The organism is Acetobacterium wieringae (assembly GCF_023700225.1).
GTDB classification, from domain to species: Bacteria; Bacillota; Clostridia; order Eubacteriales; family Eubacteriaceae; genus Acetobacterium; species Acetobacterium wieringae.
This window is the reverse complement of record NZ_CP097897.1, coordinates 700711-721203: the sequence shown is the minus strand read 5'-3', so window position 1 is coordinate 721203 and position 20493 is coordinate 700711. Positions and strand designations below refer to the sequence as shown.

At 45.6% G+C, this 20493-nt stretch carries 15 protein-coding genes; 1 reads left to right on the top strand and 14 read right to left on the bottom strand.

Going from position 1 to position 20493, the window contains the following annotated elements; all coding sequences use genetic code 11:
- Positions 1-154 precede the first annotated feature (154 nt).
- The 8 genes from CHL1_RS03520 to hpf all read right to left on the bottom strand — a co-directional run bounded on the left by CHL1_RS03520 (position 155) and on the right by hpf (position 11597).
- Positions 155-2521 carry a homocysteine S-methyltransferase family protein gene (locus CHL1_RS03520; protein WP_250934625.1) on the bottom strand — a complete coding sequence of 789 codons (2367 nt, stop codon included), beginning with the start codon at positions 2519-2521 and terminating at the stop codon, positions 155-157.
- Positions 2522-2554: 33 nt separating this feature from the next.
- Entirely contained in the window at positions 2555-3286 is a 732-nt protein-coding gene (locus CHL1_RS03515; protein ID WP_070369981.1) for a UPF0280 family protein, read from the bottom strand.
- A 2-nt stretch (positions 3287-3288) separates the two neighbouring features.
- Positions 3289-3693, bottom strand: coding sequence for an NIL domain-containing protein (locus tag CHL1_RS03510; RefSeq protein ID WP_070369980.1), 405 nt, complete (start codon positions 3691-3693; stop codon positions 3289-3291).
- Positions 3690-4856, bottom strand: coding sequence for a homocysteine biosynthesis protein (locus CHL1_RS03505; RefSeq protein WP_070369979.1), 1167 nt, complete (start codon positions 4854-4856; stop codon positions 3690-3692). Before CHL1_RS03505 ends, CHL1_RS03510 begins: the two co-directional genes overlap by 4 nt.
- A 226-nt stretch (positions 4857-5082) precedes the next feature.
- Positions 5083-6174 carry a peptide chain release factor 2 gene (gene prfB / locus CHL1_RS03500; RefSeq protein WP_228881371.1) on the bottom strand — a complete coding sequence of 364 codons (1092 nt, stop codon included), beginning with the start codon at positions 6172-6174 and terminating at the stop codon, positions 5083-5085.
- 309 nt (positions 6175-6483) lie between these two features.
- Positions 6484-8994: a preprotein translocase subunit SecA gene (gene secA / locus CHL1_RS03495; protein WP_070369978.1), complete on the bottom strand. Its 2511-nt coding sequence runs from the start codon at positions 8992-8994 to the stop codon at positions 6484-6486.
- A gap of 140 nt (positions 8995-9134) precedes the next feature.
- Complete coding sequence (locus tag CHL1_RS03490) at positions 9135-10820, bottom strand: DUF5317 domain-containing protein (protein ID WP_070369977.1); 1686 nt, start codon at positions 10818-10820, stop codon at positions 9135-9137.
- Between the two features lie 246 nt (positions 10821-11066).
- Positions 11067-11597 (bottom strand): ribosome hibernation-promoting factor, HPF/YfiA family, encoded by a 531-nt coding sequence (gene hpf / locus CHL1_RS03485; RefSeq protein WP_070369976.1) that lies wholly within the window; start codon positions 11595-11597, stop codon positions 11067-11069.
- 488 nt (positions 11598-12085) lie between these two features.
- Here hpf and cls point away from each other — a divergent pair, with 488 nt between their 5' ends.
- Positions 12086-13549 carry a cardiolipin synthase gene (gene cls / locus CHL1_RS03480; protein ID WP_228881365.1) on the top strand — a complete coding sequence of 488 codons (1464 nt, stop codon included), beginning with the start codon at positions 12086-12088 and terminating at the stop codon, positions 13547-13549.
- 36 nt (positions 13550-13585) lie between these two features.
- Here cls and hydG read toward each other — a convergent pair whose 3' ends face one another.
- The 6 genes from hydG to serC all read right to left on the bottom strand — a co-directional run bounded on the left by hydG (position 13586) and on the right by serC (position 20486).
- Positions 13586-15004 (bottom strand): [FeFe] hydrogenase H-cluster radical SAM maturase HydG, encoded by a 1419-nt coding sequence (hydG, locus tag CHL1_RS03475; protein ID WP_228881362.1) that lies wholly within the window; start codon positions 15002-15004, stop codon positions 13586-13588.
- Positions 15005-15105: 101 nt separating this feature from the next.
- Positions 15106-16146, bottom strand: a complete 1041-nt coding sequence (hydE, locus tag CHL1_RS03470) for a [FeFe] hydrogenase H-cluster radical SAM maturase HydE (protein ID WP_250934624.1) — start codon at positions 16144-16146, stop codon at positions 15106-15108.
- Positions 16139-16417 (bottom strand): TM1266 family iron-only hydrogenase system putative regulator, encoded by a 279-nt coding sequence (locus CHL1_RS03465; RefSeq protein ID WP_148637308.1) that lies wholly within the window; start codon positions 16415-16417, stop codon positions 16139-16141. The genes hydE and CHL1_RS03465 overlap by 8 nt, the downstream gene beginning before the upstream one ends.
- Positions 16418-16883: 466 nt before the next feature.
- On the bottom strand, positions 16884-18128 hold the full coding sequence (locus tag CHL1_RS03460) for a DUF1015 domain-containing protein (protein ID WP_070369971.1): 1245 nt from the start codon (positions 18126-18128) through the stop codon (positions 16884-16886).
- A gap of 70 nt (positions 18129-18198) precedes the next feature.
- Complete coding sequence (locus tag CHL1_RS03455; RefSeq protein WP_070369970.1) at positions 18199-19368, bottom strand: phosphoglycerate dehydrogenase; 1170 nt, start codon at positions 19366-19368, stop codon at positions 18199-18201.
- A 29-nt stretch (positions 19369-19397) separates the two neighbouring features.
- The gene (gene serC, locus CHL1_RS03450; RefSeq protein ID WP_070369969.1) at positions 19398-20486 is read right to left on the bottom strand and encodes a 3-phosphoserine/phosphohydroxythreonine transaminase; all 1089 of its coding nucleotides are present in this window, start codon (positions 20484-20486) and stop codon (positions 19398-19400) included.
- Positions 20487-20493 lie beyond the last annotated feature (7 nt).

The window sequence follows — 20493 nt, the reverse complement described above, 5'->3', positions numbered from 1 at the left end:
ACATCATGTTGTGACCTAGGGGTCAGACCCTACGCATCGGAGCGGACACGGCATCGCCTGTCCGATTCCGTAGCGTACAACAGATTAACAATTGGTCGGTACGGTAGTTTATCGACAACCTCAACAGACAACCATAAGCTGTCTTTTTTTGCTGTTACGCAAATACGGTTTTGGCAATGCCAGCACCTTCCCGGGCATCTTTGCCGTAGAAGTCGGCACCGATGGTCTGGGCATATTCAGGGTTTAGTACCGCTCCGCCAACCATAATGATAGTTCCCGGGCAACTGACTTTGATTTCTGTGATGATTTTTTCCATATTTTTAACCGTGGTTGTCATCAGGGCACTGAGCCCGACCAGTTTAATCCCTTCGGCCTTGATTATCTGAATAATGGTATCAGCCTTGACATCCTTACCGAGATCGACAATCTCGTAGCCGTAATTCTCCAGAATCACCTTGAGGATATTCTTGCCAATGTCGTGAACATCGCCTTCGACTGTGGCCAACACAATTTTTCCCTTGGCTACCTGAGTCTGACCGGCTTGGGTCATCGTTTCTTTGATGACCTCAAAGGCCTGTTGGGCGGTTTCGGCCGCAAAAATCAGATGGGGCAGGAAGCATTCGCCGGTTTCAAAGGCATCCCCCACTGCATCAAGGGCCGGGACGATCTCATTATTGACAATATCCAGCGGTTCTCTGGTTTTTAAAAGAATGGCCGTGGCTGCAGCCGCCTGATCCGTCAGACCTTCTTCAATGATCGCTTTTAGTCCCAGAGTCGCCCGCCCGGTTTCTGCTTTGGTTACAGCGGCGCTTTTGTCTTTGTAGGCGTTGGCATAGGCAATGCACTGGCCATCAAAACCCCAGAGGGCCCGGAAGGCTTTGATGGTGTCCATCATTTCCTGATCACCGGGATTCATAATCGGGGTGGTCAGTCCCGCTTCCAGAGCCATCGCTAAAAAGGTTCGGTTTAGAAGTTCGCGGTTAGGGAGTCCAAAAGAAATATTGGAAACCCCCAATACCGTTGGTACACCCAGCTGAGCCCGGAGTTTTTCCAGGGTTTTGATGGTTTCCCGGACTTCTGCCTGTTGGGCCGAGGCGGTTAACACCAGGGCATCAATCAGAATATTCTTTTCAGGAATCCCATAAGATTTTGCCGTTGTGATGATTTTTTCGGCAATGGCAAAGCGATCACCCGCCAGACTGGGGATACCACTCTCATCCATAGTCAGACCCAGCACCAAGGCTCCGTATTTTTTAGCGATCGGAAAAATCGCTGCCATTGACGACTGTTTGCCATTAACCGAATTAATAATTGCTTTACCGGGATAGCTCCGCAGGACAGCTTCGATGACTTCCGGATTGGAGGAATCAATCTGTAGCGGACAATCCACCAGTTTACTAACTGTGTCGACGGCTTCCTGCATCATCGCTTCTTCATCAATATCCGGTAGTCCCAGGTTAATGTCGAGAATATCAGCGCCGTCTTTTTTCTGATCAACCGCCAGCTGGGTCACCACGGACAGTTCACCCGCACGTAGGGAGGCCTTCAGTACCGGATTGGTCGTCGGGTTGATACATTCGCCGATGATATGAATGTCGTCGCCCAGGATTATCGTTTTGGTACTGGAAGAAACAGCAGTAAAGCCTTTTGCGGTGACCGGAAAAAGCGGTAGATCCACAGTAGCCTGCTTCATTTTTTCGATATAGGCCGGGGTGGTGCCGCAGCAACCACCGAGAATTAAGGCTCCCATCTCGGCAATTTGCACCATATATTGCGTAAACTGATCGATGGTGATGTCATAGACGGTTTTGCCCTCTTTCATATGTGGCAAACCAGCGTTGGGTTCCACCATAATCGGCACCGAGGCATAGCGAACCAGATCGGCGATAATCGGCAGCATCGCATCCGGTCCAGTGGAACAATTAATCCCAATGGCATCTGCACCAAGAGCCTCCAGAATGTTGACAACCGTCAACGCATCGCTGCCAGTAAGCGTCCGGGCATTCTCCTCATAGGTCATCGATACAATCACCGGCAGCTCCGATACGGCTTTGGCAGCAATCAGAGCTGCCCGGGCCTCGCAGATATCAGTGATGGTTTCAATGACAATCAGATCGGCACCAGCCTGATCACCGGCGGTAATAACCTCTTTGAAATAGTCAACAGCCTGATCAAATGGCATCTCCCCGAGAGCCCCGATCAGGGTTCCCAATGGTCCGACATCCAGGGCCACATAGTCGGGATTCAAGGCCTTTGCATTGTGTACCCCAGCCGTCACCAATTGTTCAACGGTATAATTGCAACCCTTAAGCTTATAGCCGTTAACCCCAAAGGTATTGGAAAGAATAATATTGGCCCCGGCATCGATGTATAGTTGATGAATTTCTTTAATCAGCTCCGGATGGGTCAGGTTGAGCACTTCGGGAACCGGGCCAATAGCCGCCAATTTATTCTGCAGCAGGCTCCCCATGGCGCCATCGAGATACAGCCGCTTACTTTTTAGTATTTCTCCTAGTTTCACTGGTTCTCCTTTCCTTTAGACAGGTTGCATGTATTAGCATAGTTCAATTTCACCCCAGGCCCCCAATTGATCATCAATGATAATCAGGGTGCCGAGGATTCCTTTTATATTTCTTACCCAGTCCAGTCCTTTTTCCACATCTTCCGGTTTTTTGATGCGATTTCCCAGGGCGGTTGCCACTGCATCCGCCAGTGGGATGTCTTCGCTGATCACAGTGACAGCATCGGCCTTGCCAAAGCTCAGGGAGTGCCCCATCACGCCAGAGGAGGTACAGACCCCCAGGGCCTTTTCCCGGGGTTTGATTGCGATACCCAGATCGACAAATTGGGAATTGGTGGTATGAAGCGCCACCCGTCGCACTTTTTTGGTCCGGATCAAAAGATCGCCGCCGTTTTCCACCACCATCTCGGTTGTGTGAGATTCCAGCATCTTTCCGATATATTTTGAGACCGCACCGGCTACCGCTGCCATCGGTCCTACCCCGGCTATTTTTCCGGCTAGAAGCATATCGGCTACAATCGGGGCGGCAGCAGAATTTAGCGGCAATGGCAACAATGATTTAATAAAATCCGGATTGCTACGATGGTAGTTAAAAATAGTCTGGCGAAGGGTCTGTACTTCAGTCTGTACCGCCCCAATCAGTTCCGGGCTACTCCGGCCATGATCGACACCAATAAAAAGGTCGGATTCAAATTCGAGGACCTGGAAATAATCCAGATCCTCGGCTTTCATCATCTTTCGATAGGTTCGGGGTTGGTATTGCATACTCAGATCAGCGCGTGGATGGCCCGCATCGGGCAGGCTTTAACGCACAGCATACACTCCAGACATTTGTCATCGTGATGCACCAGCGACCAGTCAGCCGTCATTTCCAGGGCACCGACTGCGCAGACTGCGGTACAGGCACCACAGGAAACACATTTGTCAGGGTCCACCTCAACCACCGATTCGATGTCTCTGACCCCAATCTGATGTTGACGCAAATAGACAATCCCGGCTTCAATATCGGCTTCTTCACCTTTTATTTCAAGCAGCAGGGTTCCTTTAATATTATCATCGATAAAGGCTTTAAGGATGTTGAAATCCAGATGGTAGGTTTTGATCAGTTCCATGGCCATCGGCTGACCGGCAGCCTTCTGCGGAAAGGACAAGAGTATTTTTTTTGTCATCATCGGGATTCTCCTTCCTTGATTTCCAGACCCTTAAGGGAATTTCCCATCGGGAAGCTCTGAATCGGTTCCTGCAGAAAAAACTCACCTTTTTTGATCCAATTGTTCAACTCTTCAGCAATTTCTCTGGCCATTTTCAGACTGGAAAGTGGTGACGTCTTGATGTTTTTGCCATTGATATCCACCGATCCGCTTCTCAGTTCAGCATAAGAAACTTTTTTCAAAACTGGCTTGGCTTTTTTAGGAACACTGTAGTCAATCACATTGGTGTACAGATCTTTATTCTCCACCGCCACAAAAGCCATTATTTCTTCATTGAGTATCGGAATCGGGATCCCTACGCCAACAAACATCGAGGTGCCGTAACCTTCATAAACAGCGCCACGAATATATTTGGAATTCATTTCTTTCATATTTCCGATTAAGGCCAGGGTTGCGCCGGGGGTCTGGGGGTAGCCCTTTTCATCCCGGGGACAGGCGGTATTAAACTGGGTACCCATCCAGGACACATAGCCCTGAGCGCCGCCAAAAAAGATCCGGGTACCCATACCAATGGTCTTAAGCAACGGGTCATTAAGCAGGGGGCTTAATTCACCGGCAGTGCTATAGGTAATATTTCCCATATTGGGCTGCAGAATTCCCATATAGGTGTAAAGCCGATGGCTGGAACCATTAATGGCGGCATTGTAATTCTGATAGACATTTCTGGGATTAAAGAGGTAAGCTTCATTTAAATCCTCCAGTGTGACCCAGGTATCCAGCTCGGTTCTGGGGTAACAGTCAGTCCCCTGAGATTTTGCCACCAGATGGACTTCTTTTCCGGCGATCAGGTCACTAATCACATGAGCCCCACCATATTCAATACCCTTGTCTGTTGACGGCTGGGTGGCCCCCAGATAGGTGTCCACCGCTGCCAGACCACCATAGGCGGAAACCCCATTTAGGCTGATCTCCCCCATTCGGATCGGCGGATCAGAATGTCCAAAATTCAGAAAGGCCCCCGATGAACACATCGGTCCGAAGGTAGCGGTGGTGACCACATCCACATAGTCGGCGGCTTCTTTAACGCCCCGTTCTTTGACAATCCCGATGACTTCTTCGGCAGTGACAACCACCGCCTCGCCCCGGGCAATTTTTTCGTTAATTTCCTGATAGCTCTTTGCCATTTTCCCCTCCAACAATTCTTCTTAAATTAGGTAATTGCAAAACTGCCATGAGCTTTGCGCCCAGTTTCGCACGAAACAATTGTTACACTATACGGCGGACAGTTCGCTGAACTGTTCGCCTACACGTTACACAATTGTTTGTGGAAACTGCACTCAAAGCAATCATTGTTCGATGTTTTTATATTTCGCAATTTACTATTCTTCTTAAATTAGTTCCGTAATTATTCTATACCATCGTATTGAGATAAGCATTCATAAAACCGTCCAGATCGCCATCCATGACGCTACCGACATTCCCGACCTCGACATTGGTGCGGTGGTCTTTGACCATGTTGTATGGATGGAAGACATAGGAACGGATCTGGCTGCCCCAGGCAATCTGGCTGTAGTCACCCTTAATATCTTCAATGTGATCCATCTTTTCCTGCTCCATGATTTCCACCAGCTTGCCTTTAAGCATGTTCATGGCCACCTCTTTGTTCTGATGCTGGGAGCGTTCGTTTTGGCACTGCACCACAATCCCGGTTTTTAAATGGGTAATCCGTATCGCCGAATCAGTGGTATTAACGTGCTGGCCACCGGCCCCGCTGGAGCGAAAAGTGTCAATCCGAATTTCGTCGGGTTGAATTTCTATTTCCACCGATTCATCGACCTCAGGCATCACATCAAGGGATGCAAACGAGGTATGTCGGCGGCCAGATGAATCAAAGGGAGAGATCCGCACCAGCCGGTGCACTCCCCGCTCGGTTTTTAAATAGCCGTAAGCGTTGACCCCTTCAATCAGCAGGGTGACACTTTTAATCCCAGCCACATCGCCAGGCTGAAGATCCAGGGTCTTAACCTTATACCCCTTCTTTTCGGCCCAACGGGTATACATCCGCAGTAGCATCGAAGCCCAATCCTGGGACTCGGTTCCGCCAGCCCCGGGATGCAGCGAAATAATGGCATTATTGCTGTCAAATTCACCGGAAAGCAGGGTCTCGGTCCGGAAATTATCCAGTTTTTCATCGAGTTCCCGTATCGATTCACTAAAGCCGTCGAGCAGTTCGCCCTCTTCGGCCAGCTCCAGCATCACCTGGATATCATCCAGGGCTTCAGCCAGCGCATTATAATGATCCACCTTGATTTTAATAATTTTTAGTTCTTTTAAAACAATTTGTGCACTTTTCTGATCATTCCAGAATTCCGGATCCTCAGTTTTTTTTTCTAAGGCCTCCATTTCATTGACAAGCCGTGGCAAGTCAAGTGAATTCCCCATTTCCTTCAGTTTAGTCGCCATTGCATTGATGATTTGTTTTTCCTCATACAAATCGATCATCACGATCACACCCCTTCTTTTTTATTGTTAACTAATAATAAAAATTATTTCAGATCGACTTAAAAGCTAACCCAGTACCGACAATTGTTACATCATGTTGTGACCTAGGGGTCAGACCCTACACATCGGAGCGGACACGGCATCGCCTGTCCGATTCTGCGCGAAGGCAACGAGCCAATCACAAGCTTGCTTGTAGTTGGCGACTGCCCGCGACCAATGCGAAAGAAGCGTAGCGGATTTCGCATGGCGCAGCGTACAACAGATTAACAATTGGTCGGTACGGTAGTTTAGCGACAACCTTAATTATTTTTATGCGCCACAACATTTCTTATACTTTTTCCCGCTGCCACAGGGACAAAGATCGTTGCGGCCAACCTTGTTTTGAGCGCTGGCCGGTCCGCTCGGTTTTCCTTCAATTTCATTTTCGTTGGTCTTCATCTGACTGAAATCCACCGATTTTGCCTGTGCTTCTTCCGCCGGAACCACCTGTATATTCAAATTGAATAAGTATTTAACCGTATCTTCCTGAATCCGCATGATCATATCGTCAAACAGATCAAATCCCTCTTTGGTGTATTCTTTAACCGGATCATTCTGTCCATAGGCCCGCAGTCCGATCCCCTGTTTCAACTGCTCCATGTTGTCAATATGTTCCATCCAGGCAGAATCGACACTTCTTAACAAAATCATCCGCTCAATATTCTGCAGCTGTTCCAGACCCAGCTTTTCTTTTTTATCTTCCAGCACTTTGCGGCATTCACCCAAAATCGCTTCCACCAGTACTTCGGTACTTTCCGGTTTTTCCGGTAGAGTGAAAGTGTCCTTCGGCAAAACATTGGCCTCAAGATGTTTGTGTAACCCTTCCAGATCCCAATCGTCATAATACTGACCATCGCCGGTATACATGCTGACATAGGCATTGATCAGGGTTTCGGTCATGCTCCAGATTTCACTTTCCATATCTTTGCCATCAATAACCTGCTGCCGCTGTTCATAGATCAGCTCCCGTTGGCGATTCATGACATTATCATATTGAAGCACATGTTTCCGGATGTCAAAGTTGCGACCTTCCACCCGTTTCTGGGAATTCTCGATACCCCGGGTCAGCATTTTATTTTCGATCGGCGTTTCTTCATCCAGACCAATCGATTCAACCAGACCCTGAATTTTTTCTGATCCGAATACCCGCATCAGATCATCTTCTAACGAAACAAAGAATTGCGAAGAACCGGGATCTCCCTGACGACCGGCCCGACCACGAAGCTGGTTATCAATCCGGCGACTCTCGTGACGTTCGGTACCAAGAATATGGAGTCCGCCCAGTTCTCTGACCCCTTCACCCAAAACGATATCGGTTCCACGACCGGCCATATTGGTCGAAATCGTAACGGCATCTTTTTGACCGGCATTGGCGACAATTTCAGCTTCTTTTTCCAGAAATTTGGCATTTAAGACATTGTGCTTAACACCAGAACGTTTTAAGTAGCCACTGAGCAGTTCCGACTTTTCAATCGAAATGGTTCCGATCAGAATCGGCTGACCGGTGGCATGTCGCCGCTTAACTTCTTCAGTGACAGCCAGAAACTTTCCTTGTTCACTTTTATAGATCAAGTCGTTGAGATCCTGACGAATCAGCGGTTTATTGGTGGGAATCGATAAAACATTGAGATTATAAATGGTCTGGAACTCGTCTTCTTCGGTTTTGGCCGTCCCGGTCATCCCAGACAGCTTATTAAACATTCTAAAATAGTTCTGGAAGGTAACGGTTGCCAGGGTTTTGGATTCCCGGTTGACCTTAACGTTTTCCTTGGCTTCAATGGCCTGATGTAGACCGTTGGAATAACGGCGTCCGGGCATCAAACGACCGGTAAACTCATCGACGATAATAATTTCGCCATCCTTGACCACATAATCCCGATCTTTAAACATCAGGGTATTGGCATGAAGGGCCTGATTAATATGATGAGATATTTCCATATTTTCCATATCCGCCAGATTGGTGAGATTGAAATACTTTTCGGCTTTAATGACCCCTTCATCGGACAACATCACTGATTTGGCTTTTTCATCTTTGATATAATCATCGGCCTTTAGGCTTTTCGCAAAGCTATTGGCCAAAGCGTACAGTTTGGTGCTTTTGTCTCCGCTGCCGGAAATAATCAGTGGCGTTCTGGCTTCATCGACCAGCACGCTATCCACTTCATCGATGATGGCATAGTTAAGTTCCCGCTGCACCTGCTGGGCTTTCACCGAGGCCATGTTATCTCTCAGGTAGTCAAAGCCAAATTCGTTATTAGTGCCGTAGGTAATATCGCAGGCATAGGCGTGTTGCTTTTCCTGAAATGACAGGCCATGAACGACCAGACCCACCTGGAGTCCCAAAAACTCGTGGATCTTACCCATCCATTCGCTGTCACGTTTTGCCAGATAATCATTGACCGTAACAATATAGACCCCCCGGCCATCCAAGGCATTGAGGTAGGCGGGCAGAGTTGATACTAGGGTTTTACCTTCCCCGGTTTTCATTTCGGCAATATTGCCTTCGTGAAGGGCCATCCCCCCCAAAAGCTGAACCGGAAAGTGTTTCATGCCTAAAACCCGGGCCCCAGTTTCCCGTACGGTGGCAAAGGCCTCGACCAGCAAATCATCAAGGGTTTCCCCCTGAGCCAGTCGTTCCTTAAATATAAGGGTTTGGCCCTTTAATTCATCATCACTCATGGCTGCATAGCGGCTGTCCAGCTCCAGAATCTGGTCAACTTTTTTTTGCATCCGTTTTAATTCTTTTCTATTACTATCAAATATCTGATCTAAAATTCCCAATCTTTTCACTCCTTTGTAACATTCTTGCTGTATTTATACACTAAACTTTATTATAGCATACTCTCTTTAATGAAACTTATATAATTTTAAAGGGACTGTATTTTTTGATACAGTCCCCTTGTTTTGCAACTATTTATCATTTATTTTTTCTTGCGCCAAAAAGCCACATCTTTTCCGTCCAACTTCAGTTCGACCAGTTCATAGCCCGCCCGCTTTCGTTCATCGACGGTTTCCTGAAAATTCTTGCGCTCATCATCATCCATATTGGCCAGCAATTTGTCCTTGTCTTCATTGGTACTGTCGTATACCCGACCCACTACTGGTTCTGTCACCTCTTCGATTTCCTTTAAGGGAATGGCAACCTCATCTCGGGGCGAACCACTGATCAGGGTTTCTGCCTCTTTACTGGTTTCCCGCATCAGTTGTTTACGCCGTTCGGCTTTACGTTTTTCATCTTCCAGATTCAGGCGTTGCCAGACATTGAGCATCTCATCTTCAGAAAACTCCACATCGTCTTCATCTTTACTTTTTACACCACTATCATAGGTACTGGTTTCGCTCCGTAACACAAACGGCTGGTCGAGATCGGTGAGTTTGAAGCTTTCCACGATCCGCAAATCGGATTCCGGTACAGGATGGGGTTCGCCTTCGGGATCACTAAGGGATTTTGCCACCTTGTTCAGTTCCATTTCCCGCATTTGCAGAATCAGTCGTTCTTTTTCAACCGCCAGTTTTTCTTCATAATACTTTTTGGTAAAAAAGCCAGCGTCCTCACTGTTGAGAATTTCTTCCATATCAGCGGCTTCCAATTCTTTTTCGCCCTTAACATAGGTGCCAACATCCTGGATATTACTAATAATCTTGGTACTGCCATCATCCACCGGTTCCATGATCCGAGTTTCCTGGGTATCACTCTTGCTGATGACAATTTCTTCAGTTTCCGTTCCGATTCCTGAATCCACCTCATCCAGAGCTGCCGGAATCAATCTGGTTTCAAAGCTGTCTTGAACACTGCTATTATCGGCACTTCTAAAGCCTTCGGCAGGAATAGCGATCGTGGCATTTTCATCCCGATCACCACGAATCCCTCCGGTCGCCGCCATGTCGCGATAATAATCGTCAATATCTTCCGGTTCGTCATAACCTTCCTGATAGCTGTTCTGAAGCGAAACCCCGCTGATTTCATAATCATCGTCATCGCCAAAAATACCTTCGTCTTCACCATGGTCATTGCGCTCGTCTTGCATGATGGACGCTTTTTTATTCATCACATATTGAATAAAACCAATTAAACCGATCAGAGTTACAATCGTACCAACCGTTACACCGGCCACCGATCCGTAAAGACTCATGATCAGGGGCACATAGGGCACCGGAATCGGTAAATTAATCCCCAAAAACCATAACAGCGTATTCGGTTGAATCAATGCGTATAAAGGACTCAACCCCTGAACGATTTGCTCGCCAAAAGCTGCTGGCAGCGTATCAATTACGCCCTGCGAAACAGGCATGTGCCCACCATTAATAAAAATCACAACAAAATTCGAAGTAATCCCCACTGCCATCAGAATAACCCAGAAATCATCCAGATTAAATACCAGCATGACTAATATCAGGATATAACTGGCAAAATTGACAATCTCCAGATAGGGTTCAACCAACGAAATACCGCCAGTGTAGATGTAAAGATGCAAAGCAATCTGCAACACCATCCCTAAAATCCCTACCGGTAGCAGGGAAATTTTTCTGACTTTGAAGCCACGCAGACTTCCCCTGCGAATTTTCCCAATTAAAAAACCTAAAATAATTGCAATTAGTATTAACATATTTATTTTAACCCCACTATTTATTTATAATCATTTCTTAGGTATTCTCATCTTTATCGATGTTTAGATATTAATGCATATAGATCTATTTTAAAACAAAAGAAAAGTTCTGTCAAAACTTTATGCCTAAATAATGTATAAATTTGAAAATAAAGTGAATTCATAAAACAACTTCATCAAAAACACCCCTTAAATCGATTATTCAAGGGGTGCTTATCGTTCTTTTCAGTTTTTTCTTAAAAAATTTTAGAAAGTTGGCTCGATCAAGCCGTAATTTCCATCTTTTCTCATGTAGACAACATTGACGTCGTCCGTATCGCCGTTGAGAAATACAAAGAAATCATGTCCCAGCAATTCCATTTGTAAGGTTGCTTCATCAACATTCATGGGTTTGACCGCAAATTTTTTGGTTCGAACGACTTTGGGTTGGAACACATCATCTTCGAGTCCTTCGATCCCTTCTAAGTTAAACTTCGCTGCTTCATCCTGATTGCGTTTCTGTAATTTTGTTTTATGTTTTCTAAGCTGACCTTCCAGTTTATTGACAACATCTTCAATTGATGTCACCATATCCTCGGATCTTTCTTCAGCTCGTAAAATGGTTTTTCCCACAGGAATGGTTACTTCCAGCATCTGGTAATTTTTTTCTTTGCTGAAGGTGGCGTACACTTCAGTTTCCTGACCAAAGTAACGATCAAATTTCCCCAGTTTCTTTTTTAATGTTTCTTTTAAACCTTCTGATACATGCATATTTTTTCCGTAAATTGTGAATCTCATAACGACAACTCCTTTCAAAAGGTCAACCTTACTCGTTTACACTCACTCATGAAGTGCTTTTAAGTATATTCTTATTATACCCAATCCAATCCCTTTTAGTCAAAATCATTTGTGTCAAATTCTTGTCACAAAATATCATCTAAAATAAAGTTATTCATTTTTAAGCTGCCTCAGTTGACCTGGTCTTTTCCCCCACACTCGCCAGCTGGAAGTTTAGCTCAGTGTTCGCATCACAACTCCTTCTCTCGGTGTACCCGGCTGGACTTACTTCTAAGACGCACTATGCTCAACAATTCGCTATTGAATTGTCTTACGTGGATCGCTTCGCCTGCATCTGGCATCGACTTTCAACCACAAACCTGAGACAACGTCTATTATAAGATCCCCATCACAATAATGTCAAGCAAAATCAAATCATTCAAAATCCGGACTATTCCATTTGTTGCCATTTATGCTATAATAGGTGAAATATACTTACGGAGGTTTTTATGTTATTGGGTATTGCCGCAATATTTTCAACGATTGTTTTTGTTGTAAATATTACTCTGACCTTCACGATTATTTTTCTGGAACGCAAGAACCCGCAAAGCACCTATGCCTGGTTATTGTTTTTATGGATGGTTCCTATTTTAGGATTTTTATTTTACATCCTCTTCTCCCAGAATTTAACCAAACGAAAAATTTTTCGTTATAATACCCCGGAGAACATTCAGTATCATCAACTGCTACGGCAACAGCAACGGTCACTGTCCCGTATTATTGCCATTGATCCGGATAGTCCCATCGAGAAATACCGACATTCCATTGAATTCCATCTCAATGTCAGTGAATCCCTATACACCAACAATAATGAGGTTCAGATTTTTACCGATGGCTATAAAAAATTTGATGCTCTCTTTCATGCCATGGAAGAGGCTCAATCCTCCATTCATGTGGAATACTACATTATTAAAAATGATACCCTGACTGCTAAACTATTCGACATTCTGACCCGGAAAGCCTTAGAAGGTGTCGAAGTACGGCTGCTTTTTGATGCCATGGGCGGCCGATATCTTCCTCGGACGGTTCTCGAAGCCTTCGAATCTGCCGGGGGTAAAATTGGCATTTTTTTCCCATCCCGGTTTAAAATGCTCAATCTCCGGGTCAATTACCGAAATCATCGCAAGATTGTAATCATAGACGGTGTCACCGGTTTTGTCGGTGGGTTTAACATCGGCAATGAATATCTGGGTCTGGAGAAGAAAATGGGCTATTGGCGGGATACCCATTTAAAAGTGGTCGGTTCGGCGGCTTATGAACTTCAGCATCGTTTTCTTTTGGACTGGCGGGCCAGTTCCAATGAGGAGCTCCTCATTGACGATACCAAACTCAATCAGTATTTTCCCGTCATTCCCCAAAAATCCGGGGCGGGTATTCAAATTGTCTCCAGCGGTCCCGACAACATCAACCAGCAGATTAAGCAGGGTTTCCTGCGGATGATCAATACCGCTGAGGATTATATCCTGATTCAGTCACCCTATTTTGTGCCCGACGAAAGTATCCTGGAAGCTCTCAAAATCGCCCTATTATCCGGCATTGATGTGCGAATTATGATTCCCAATAAGCCGGATCATATTTTTATTTACTGGGTCACCCTGGCTTATGTGGGTGAGCTGATTGAATATGGGGCCAAAATATTTATTTATGAAAATGGCTTCCTTCATGCTAAAACCATTGTCGTTGATGATTCGGTCTGTTCGGTGGGTTCCTGTAACTTTGACATCCGCAGCTTCAGGCTGAATTTCGAAACCAATGCCTTTATTTATGACCGCAAGGTTGCCACCAAACTTAAAAACATCTTTGTCGAAGATATTAAAAAATGCACCTATTATAATAAGGAACTCTATCGCAACCGCAGCCGCCGGGTCAAGATCAAAGAATCGATATCCCGGCTGTTCTCCCCGTTATTGTAAAACACAAAAGCCTCCCTTCCGGGAGGCTTTTGCATACTAGAATCTAAAATCCCGCTTACCGGAATTCAGTTCAGTGAGATGGTCAGCAGCAATTCTGCGAACCTTGTCGTTGGGAATTGATGCCAGCTCCCGGGCAATGGTTTTTTCACCATTTAATTTGGTCTCCGGGGCAGCATAGTCTTCCAGATATTCTTTGAGGGTCATAATCGCATTGGGCTGACAGCAGTTGGCAATCTGACCGGATTTGACCAGTTGCATAAAGCGGTCGCCGGTACGGCCTTCCCGATAACAGGCGGTACAGAAGCTGGGAATGTGGCCCATTTCCAGTAGCCAGTTGACAATTTCATCGAGTTTCCGGGTATCATTGAGTTCAAATTGGGCGGAGTTTTCGTCTTCCGGTTCGGGTGTATCATAACCACCGACACTGGTACTTGATCCCCCGCTGATCTGAGAAATTCCCAGTTTTAAGACCCGCTCCCGGGAAGCCTGCGACTCCCGGGTAGAGATAATCATCCCGGTGTAAGGTACAGCAATGCGCAGTACGGTGACAATTTTTTCAAAGATTTCATCAGAAATGGCATTGGAAAAATCACTGGTGTCAATATCATCAGCCGGACAGATCCGCGGCACGGAGATGGTGTGCGGCCCAACCCCCATGGCAGCTTCCAAATGCTCGGCATGCATCAGCATCCCTACAAAATCATAGCGATACATATTCAGTCCGAAGAGCACCCCAATTCCAACATCATCGATGCCACCTTCCATGGCCCGATCCATGGCTTCGGTGTGCCAGGCGTAGTCGCTTTTGGGGCCGGTGGGGTGGAGCATTTCATAATTTTCTTTGTGATAAGTTTCCTGGAATAAAATATAGGTTCCGATGCCAGCTTCTTTTAACTGTCGGTAGTCATCTACCGTGGTGGCAGCGATATTGACATTGACCCGGCGGATATCGCCATTTTTATGTTTGATGCTGTAAATGGTTTTGATGCTTTCTAAAATGTATTCCAGGGGATTATTTTTAGGATCTTCACCCGCTTCCAGGGCCAGCCGCTTGTGGCCCATGTCCTGCAGGGCGATCACCTCTTTGGCAATTTCCTCCTGGGTCAGCTTCTTGCGGCTGATGTTTTTATTTTTGGCATGATAAGGACAATAGATGCAGCCATTGACACAATAATTGGAAAGATATAGGGGCGCAAACATGACAATGCGATTGCCATAAAACTTGTTTTTGATCGCCATCGCCAGTTTAACCAACTGGTTATTCTGTTCTTCCAGCTCACAGGCCAGTAACACTGCTGCCTCCCGGTGGGTCAACCCTTTAAAGGTACCTGCTTTTTCAATGATTTCATCAATCAGGACAGCATTTCTTTTATTTGCTTCCGCATAGGCCAGGGTGTCCAGAATTTCCTGGTCATCAATAAATTCAACCGCTTTTTTTGACATTACATTATACATTTTACGCTCCTCAAGTTTTTATTATTTCATAAGTATAAATTTATTCCATCGAACGATGGTTGTAAAGCTCACGGCACTTTCAAAATCAACCGTCATTATTTCTATTCTTGCGGGTAATCCCCCCGGTGGGTTAAAATCTCATAGCCAATTCCTTCCATCCGTTTACTTAAACAGACTCGGCATTCGGCTGCTTCATCGCCAGTACAGATCTTATTGTCATAAAGGCTGTAGTCTTTTCGAACCGCCACTGGTGACAAGTTGGGCATAACCACATTAGCCCCGGCCAGAATTCCCAATTCACGACCCTTGGGATCAATTGTTCCCAAGGCTGTGGTAGCAGGAATCAGGGCCTTAGGTAGCATCAAACGTAAGATTGAAATCAGCAGCAGGGTTTCTTCCAGGGTACCAGCCTTGGCATCCTTATAAGGGGTATGCTGATGGGGGATGAAGGGCCCGATTCCGATCATCTGGGGGTTTAGTTCTTTAATAAAAAGTAGATCTGCCACCAGATTATCAACAGTTTGGTGGTGGCGAGCCGACCATAAAGCCGGTGCCAACCTGAAAGCCGATTGCTTTGAGATCCTGGAGACATGCCTTACGGTTTTCCAGCAACAATTCCCGGGGGTGGAGTTTTCGATAATGTTCCGCTGAGCGGTTTCGTGTCTGAGCAAATAGCGGTTGGCCCCAGCGGCATAAAATGCTTCGTAGACTTCCCGAGGGCGTTCTCCCAGCGACAAGGTAATCGCACAGTCCGGGTACCCCGCTCTGATTTTTTTGATCAGTGCCGCCATCTGTTCATCGGAAAATCCCGGATCTTCACCGCCCTGCAGCACAAAGGTGCGAAAGCCTAAGTCGTATCCCAGCGCACAACAGTCAAGAATTTCCTGCTCACTTAAGCGATAGCGATGGGCTGCTTCGTTGCCCCGGCGGATGCCGCAGTAATAGCAATCATTTTTGCAATAATTACTGAATTCAATCAGTCCCCGGACATAGACCCCTTTACCAAAGGTTTCACCTGACACTCTTTGAGCTCGGTTTGAAAGATCCGCCCGTAATTCCGGCGTGTTATTTTCCAGTAGCCATTTAAATTCGTCCCGTTCCAGGAACTGCTTTTTTTCCAGCTTTTCAGTTAGGTTATTCATGATTGCTTTCCACTTCTTCACCCTTCGGTAATTTTGAATAAACGGTTTTAATACTAACTCCCTCGATCATTCCCAGCTTCCCGGACAGCGAGCTGATGATATTGGTGGATGCATCCACCACCACACTGATGACCGATACGTTGCGCTGATGATAAGGGATACCCATTCTTCCAACAATATGCTCGCCATAATCATGAAGTACCTGGTTCAGTTTTTCCACGGCATCTTTTTTTTCAACAATAATCGCAATCAGTCCAATTCTTTTCTCCATCTCGTTCTCCTTGTTCACCTTCTTTTTGACAAGCTACCCACAACATCCTCAAAAAAACAGAAAACCCTGTACCAGAGGGCACAGGGAAACACGCAAATAACCCATTCATTGTTCTTAAAAATGAAATGGATACATGACACATGATTCTCTCGCCTTTCCATTAGGGACGAACCCGGATGGCATCAGTACGATAACTTTGTTTTGATTTTACTAAATACATTTACAGTTTGCTGTCAGAATCCGTTTTTTCATCATCTTTCAGTTCACTGTTGTTGAAAAGGATATCATATATTATCTAAATCTTCAATCATAATCACAGGGAAAATTTTGTCTCGACTCATCCGTAGCTGGTAAATAAACAACAAAAAAAGGCAATCATTTTTCCCCGCCCGGCCCTCTCCGAAGATTTCGGCTGGATCACGGTTAACAATTGCCTTTTATAATAATTCGTTTAGCTCATGGCTGACTAGTAAAGATTATGAATAAATAATCCGCTTCTTAATTTGGGTTCAAACCAGGTAGACTTTGGCGGCATCAGCAAATCGGCATCGGCAATGTTCATCAGCTCTTCAATCGAAGTAGGATACATCGAAAAAGCCAGAACCATGTCTTCGTTGGCCCGACGTTCCAGTTCTTTTAAGCCCCGGATGCCCCCAACAAAATCGATTCGTTTATCGGTTCGAATATCGCCAATGCCCAAAATTGGCACCAGAACATTGTCTTGCAGAATCGCCACGTCCAGTGAGTTAACCGGATCTGCGGGATCATAGACCCCCTCTTTAACCGTCAGCAGATACCATTTGCCATCCACAAACAAACCAAAACTGCCTTTTTGCGGTGGATTCACGGGTTCGCCATCTTTTGGTGTCACCTCGAATTTTTCTGACAAGGCACTGATAAATTCCTCAACGCTGAGTCCATTAAGATCCTTGACGACCCGGTTGTAGTCCATGATGTACAGCTGTTCATCAGGAAATAGTACCGACAGGAAGTAGTTGAATTCCTCATCACCGGTATAATTGGGGTTTGCTTCCCGACGCATCAGGCCAACCTTAACAGCGGAAGCCGAACGGTGATGACCATCGGCAATATAAAGATTCTGAACCTGACTAAATTTTTCGACCAGGCCGGTAATCACGGTCTCATCATCAACCACCCAGGCCCGGTGGGTAATCCCATCATCGGCGACAAAGTCATAGACTGGCTGATGTTCATTTCGCCAAGCGTCGATCATGGCGTTAATGGCGTCCTGAGCCCGGTAGGTCAAAAAAATCGGTCCGGTATTGGCATTGCAGGCGTCGACGTGTTTGATTCGGTCTTCTTCTTTATCGGCCCGGGTCAGTTCGTGTTTTTTGATGGTATTATCAAGATATTCATCGATGGCCGTACAGACGACCAGTCCCACCTGGCTGCGGCCATCCATAATCAGCTCATAAATATACAAGCAATCCTGGGTGTCCTGGGTCAGAGCCTTGCGATGAAACAATTTTTCCAGGTTTTTTCTGGCGGTTTCATAAACAAAGGGGTCATTGATTTTAATCCGAGGATCCAGGGTCGTTTCGGGTCGGTCAACCCGTAAAAAAGAATCCAGTTTGCCACGGGCGGCAATGGCCGCTTCCTCACGGTTATAGACATCATAAGGCAGGGCTGCCACATCCTGCGCTTTTTCCGGCAGCGGACGCACCGCTTTAAAGGGCTTGATTGTTGCCATTATTTCCTCCTATTTTTAAATAAAGAAGTGGCTTCAGATGAACGAAGACCACTTCTTTGTCGTATTGTAATTATTTTAAAATCCGTACTCGGGTAACCCCTTTAATGGCTTTTAAGGCTGTTTTCACGTCTTCGCCAACATTGCTGTCAACGTCGATCATGGTGTAAGCCCAGGCTCCTCGGTTTTTATTGGTCATCACGGCAATATTAAGATCATGGTCAGCCAAAATCTTAGTGATCTGTCCCAACATGTTGGGCACATTGGCGTGATTCACGGTGATGCGGTTTTCAGCTTCGCAAACGCCCATGTTGCAATCCGGATAATTGACCGAATTGATGATATTACCATTTTCCAAATACTCTTTTAACGAATGAATGGCCATTTCGGCACAGTTCTCTTCACTCTCCGGGGTTGATGCCCCCAAGTGAGGAATGTTAATGACGTTTTTCATTTTCAGCAAACGTTCGTTGGGGAAGTCGGTAATGTAGGTGGCGATGATACCTTCTTCAATGGCATTTTCCAGGGCATCGTAGTTAACCAGTCCGCCCCGGGCAAAGTTGAGTAGTCGCAGTCCTTCTTTGGTATCTTTTAATAAATCAGCATTGACGTAATCTTTGGTTTCATCCATATAAGGAATATGCAGTGAAATGTAATCACAGTTTTTAAAGATTTCTTCTTTACTGACGGCACGTTTTACTTTGCGGCTTAAACCCCAGGCATTGTCAATCGAAATGAAGGGGTCAAAACCATAAACCTTCATCCCAAAATCAACAGCCATGTTGGCAACAAGGACACCAATGGCCCCAAGACCGATGACACCCATTTTTTTGCCGTAAAGTTCCGGCCCACCAAAAGCGCCCTTACCCTTTTCTACCAGAGCAGGAACTTCATCACCCTTATCAGCCAGGGTATTTGACCAGGCGATCCCGTCAACGACCTTACGTGATGAGATCAGCATCCCGGCGATCACCAGTTCCTTTACCGCATTGGCATTGGCACCCGGTGAGTTGCAGACAACAATGCCCTGTTCGGAACATTTATCCAGGGGAATGTTGTTGACCCCGGCACCAGCCCGACCAACAAATTTAACGGATGCTGGAATATCCATATCGTGCATTTTAAAGCTTCGCAGTAAAATTGCATCGGGATTCTCCGGTTGATCTAAAACCGTATAATTTTCACCTAATAATTTTAGCCCTTTTTTTGAAATGTTATTGAGGGTCTGAACTTTATAATTCACTGTCGTGTTTCCTTTCTTAGCGAAAACGCCTAGGCGTTTTCTTTTTCAAATTTCTGCATGAATTCGATCAGGGTATCAATCCCTGCCATCGGCATGGCATTATAAATGCTGGCTCGCATCCCACCAACGCTGCGGTGACCTTTGAGGTTTTCCATTCCGGCTTTTTTACTTTCCTTAACGAATAGCGCATCTAATTCGTCAGATCCGGTAATAAACGGTACATTCATGAGGGAACGGTCTTCCGGCACAACGGTGCCCTTGTACAGTTTACTGTTATCAATGAAGTCATATAGTTTTTGAGCCTTTTCTTTGTTGACTGCTTCCATTCCAGCAACGCCGCCATTGGCTTTAACCCATTCAAAAACTAGTTTACAGATATAAATACTGTAGCAAGGTGGGGTATTGTAGCAAGAATCGTTATCCGCATGAATTTTATAATCCAGCATGGTAGGGGTGAAATCTTTGGCATGACCCAGTAAATCTTTACGAATGATCACGACCGTTACACCAGCAGGTCCCATGTTTTTCTGAGCGCCCGCATAAATCAGGCCAAATTTAGAAACGTCATAGACTTCAGATAAGATATTTGACGACATGTCCCCAACCAGTGGCACATTTCCAGTATCAGGAATATTTTCAGGTTTAAATCGCGTTCCGTAGATGGTGTTATTTACGCAAATATGGAAGAAATCAGCATCGGGTGTAAAATCCTTGGGATCCACCTTGGGGATGTAGGAAAAGGTTTGATCCTGGGATGACGCAATAACCTTTGCTTCTCCATAACGGGCTGACTCCTGATAAGCCTTTTTTGCCCAACTGCCGGTAATCATAAAATCGGCTTTATTGGTTTTTGAATAAAGATTCAAGGGAACCATGGCAAACTGAGTTGATGCTCCACCTTGTAAAAACAGAATCTCATAATTCTCTGGAACATTCATCAGTTCCCGGTAAAGACTTTTGGCAGCTTGCAGAATATCATCAAAATAGGATGATCGATGACTCATCTCCATTACGGACATGCCTGCATCTCCATAGGATACCATTTCAGACCCAGCTTTTTCCAGGACTTCGAGTGGTAAACAAGATGGTCCAGCTGAAAAATTATAAACTCTTTTCACTTTTAAT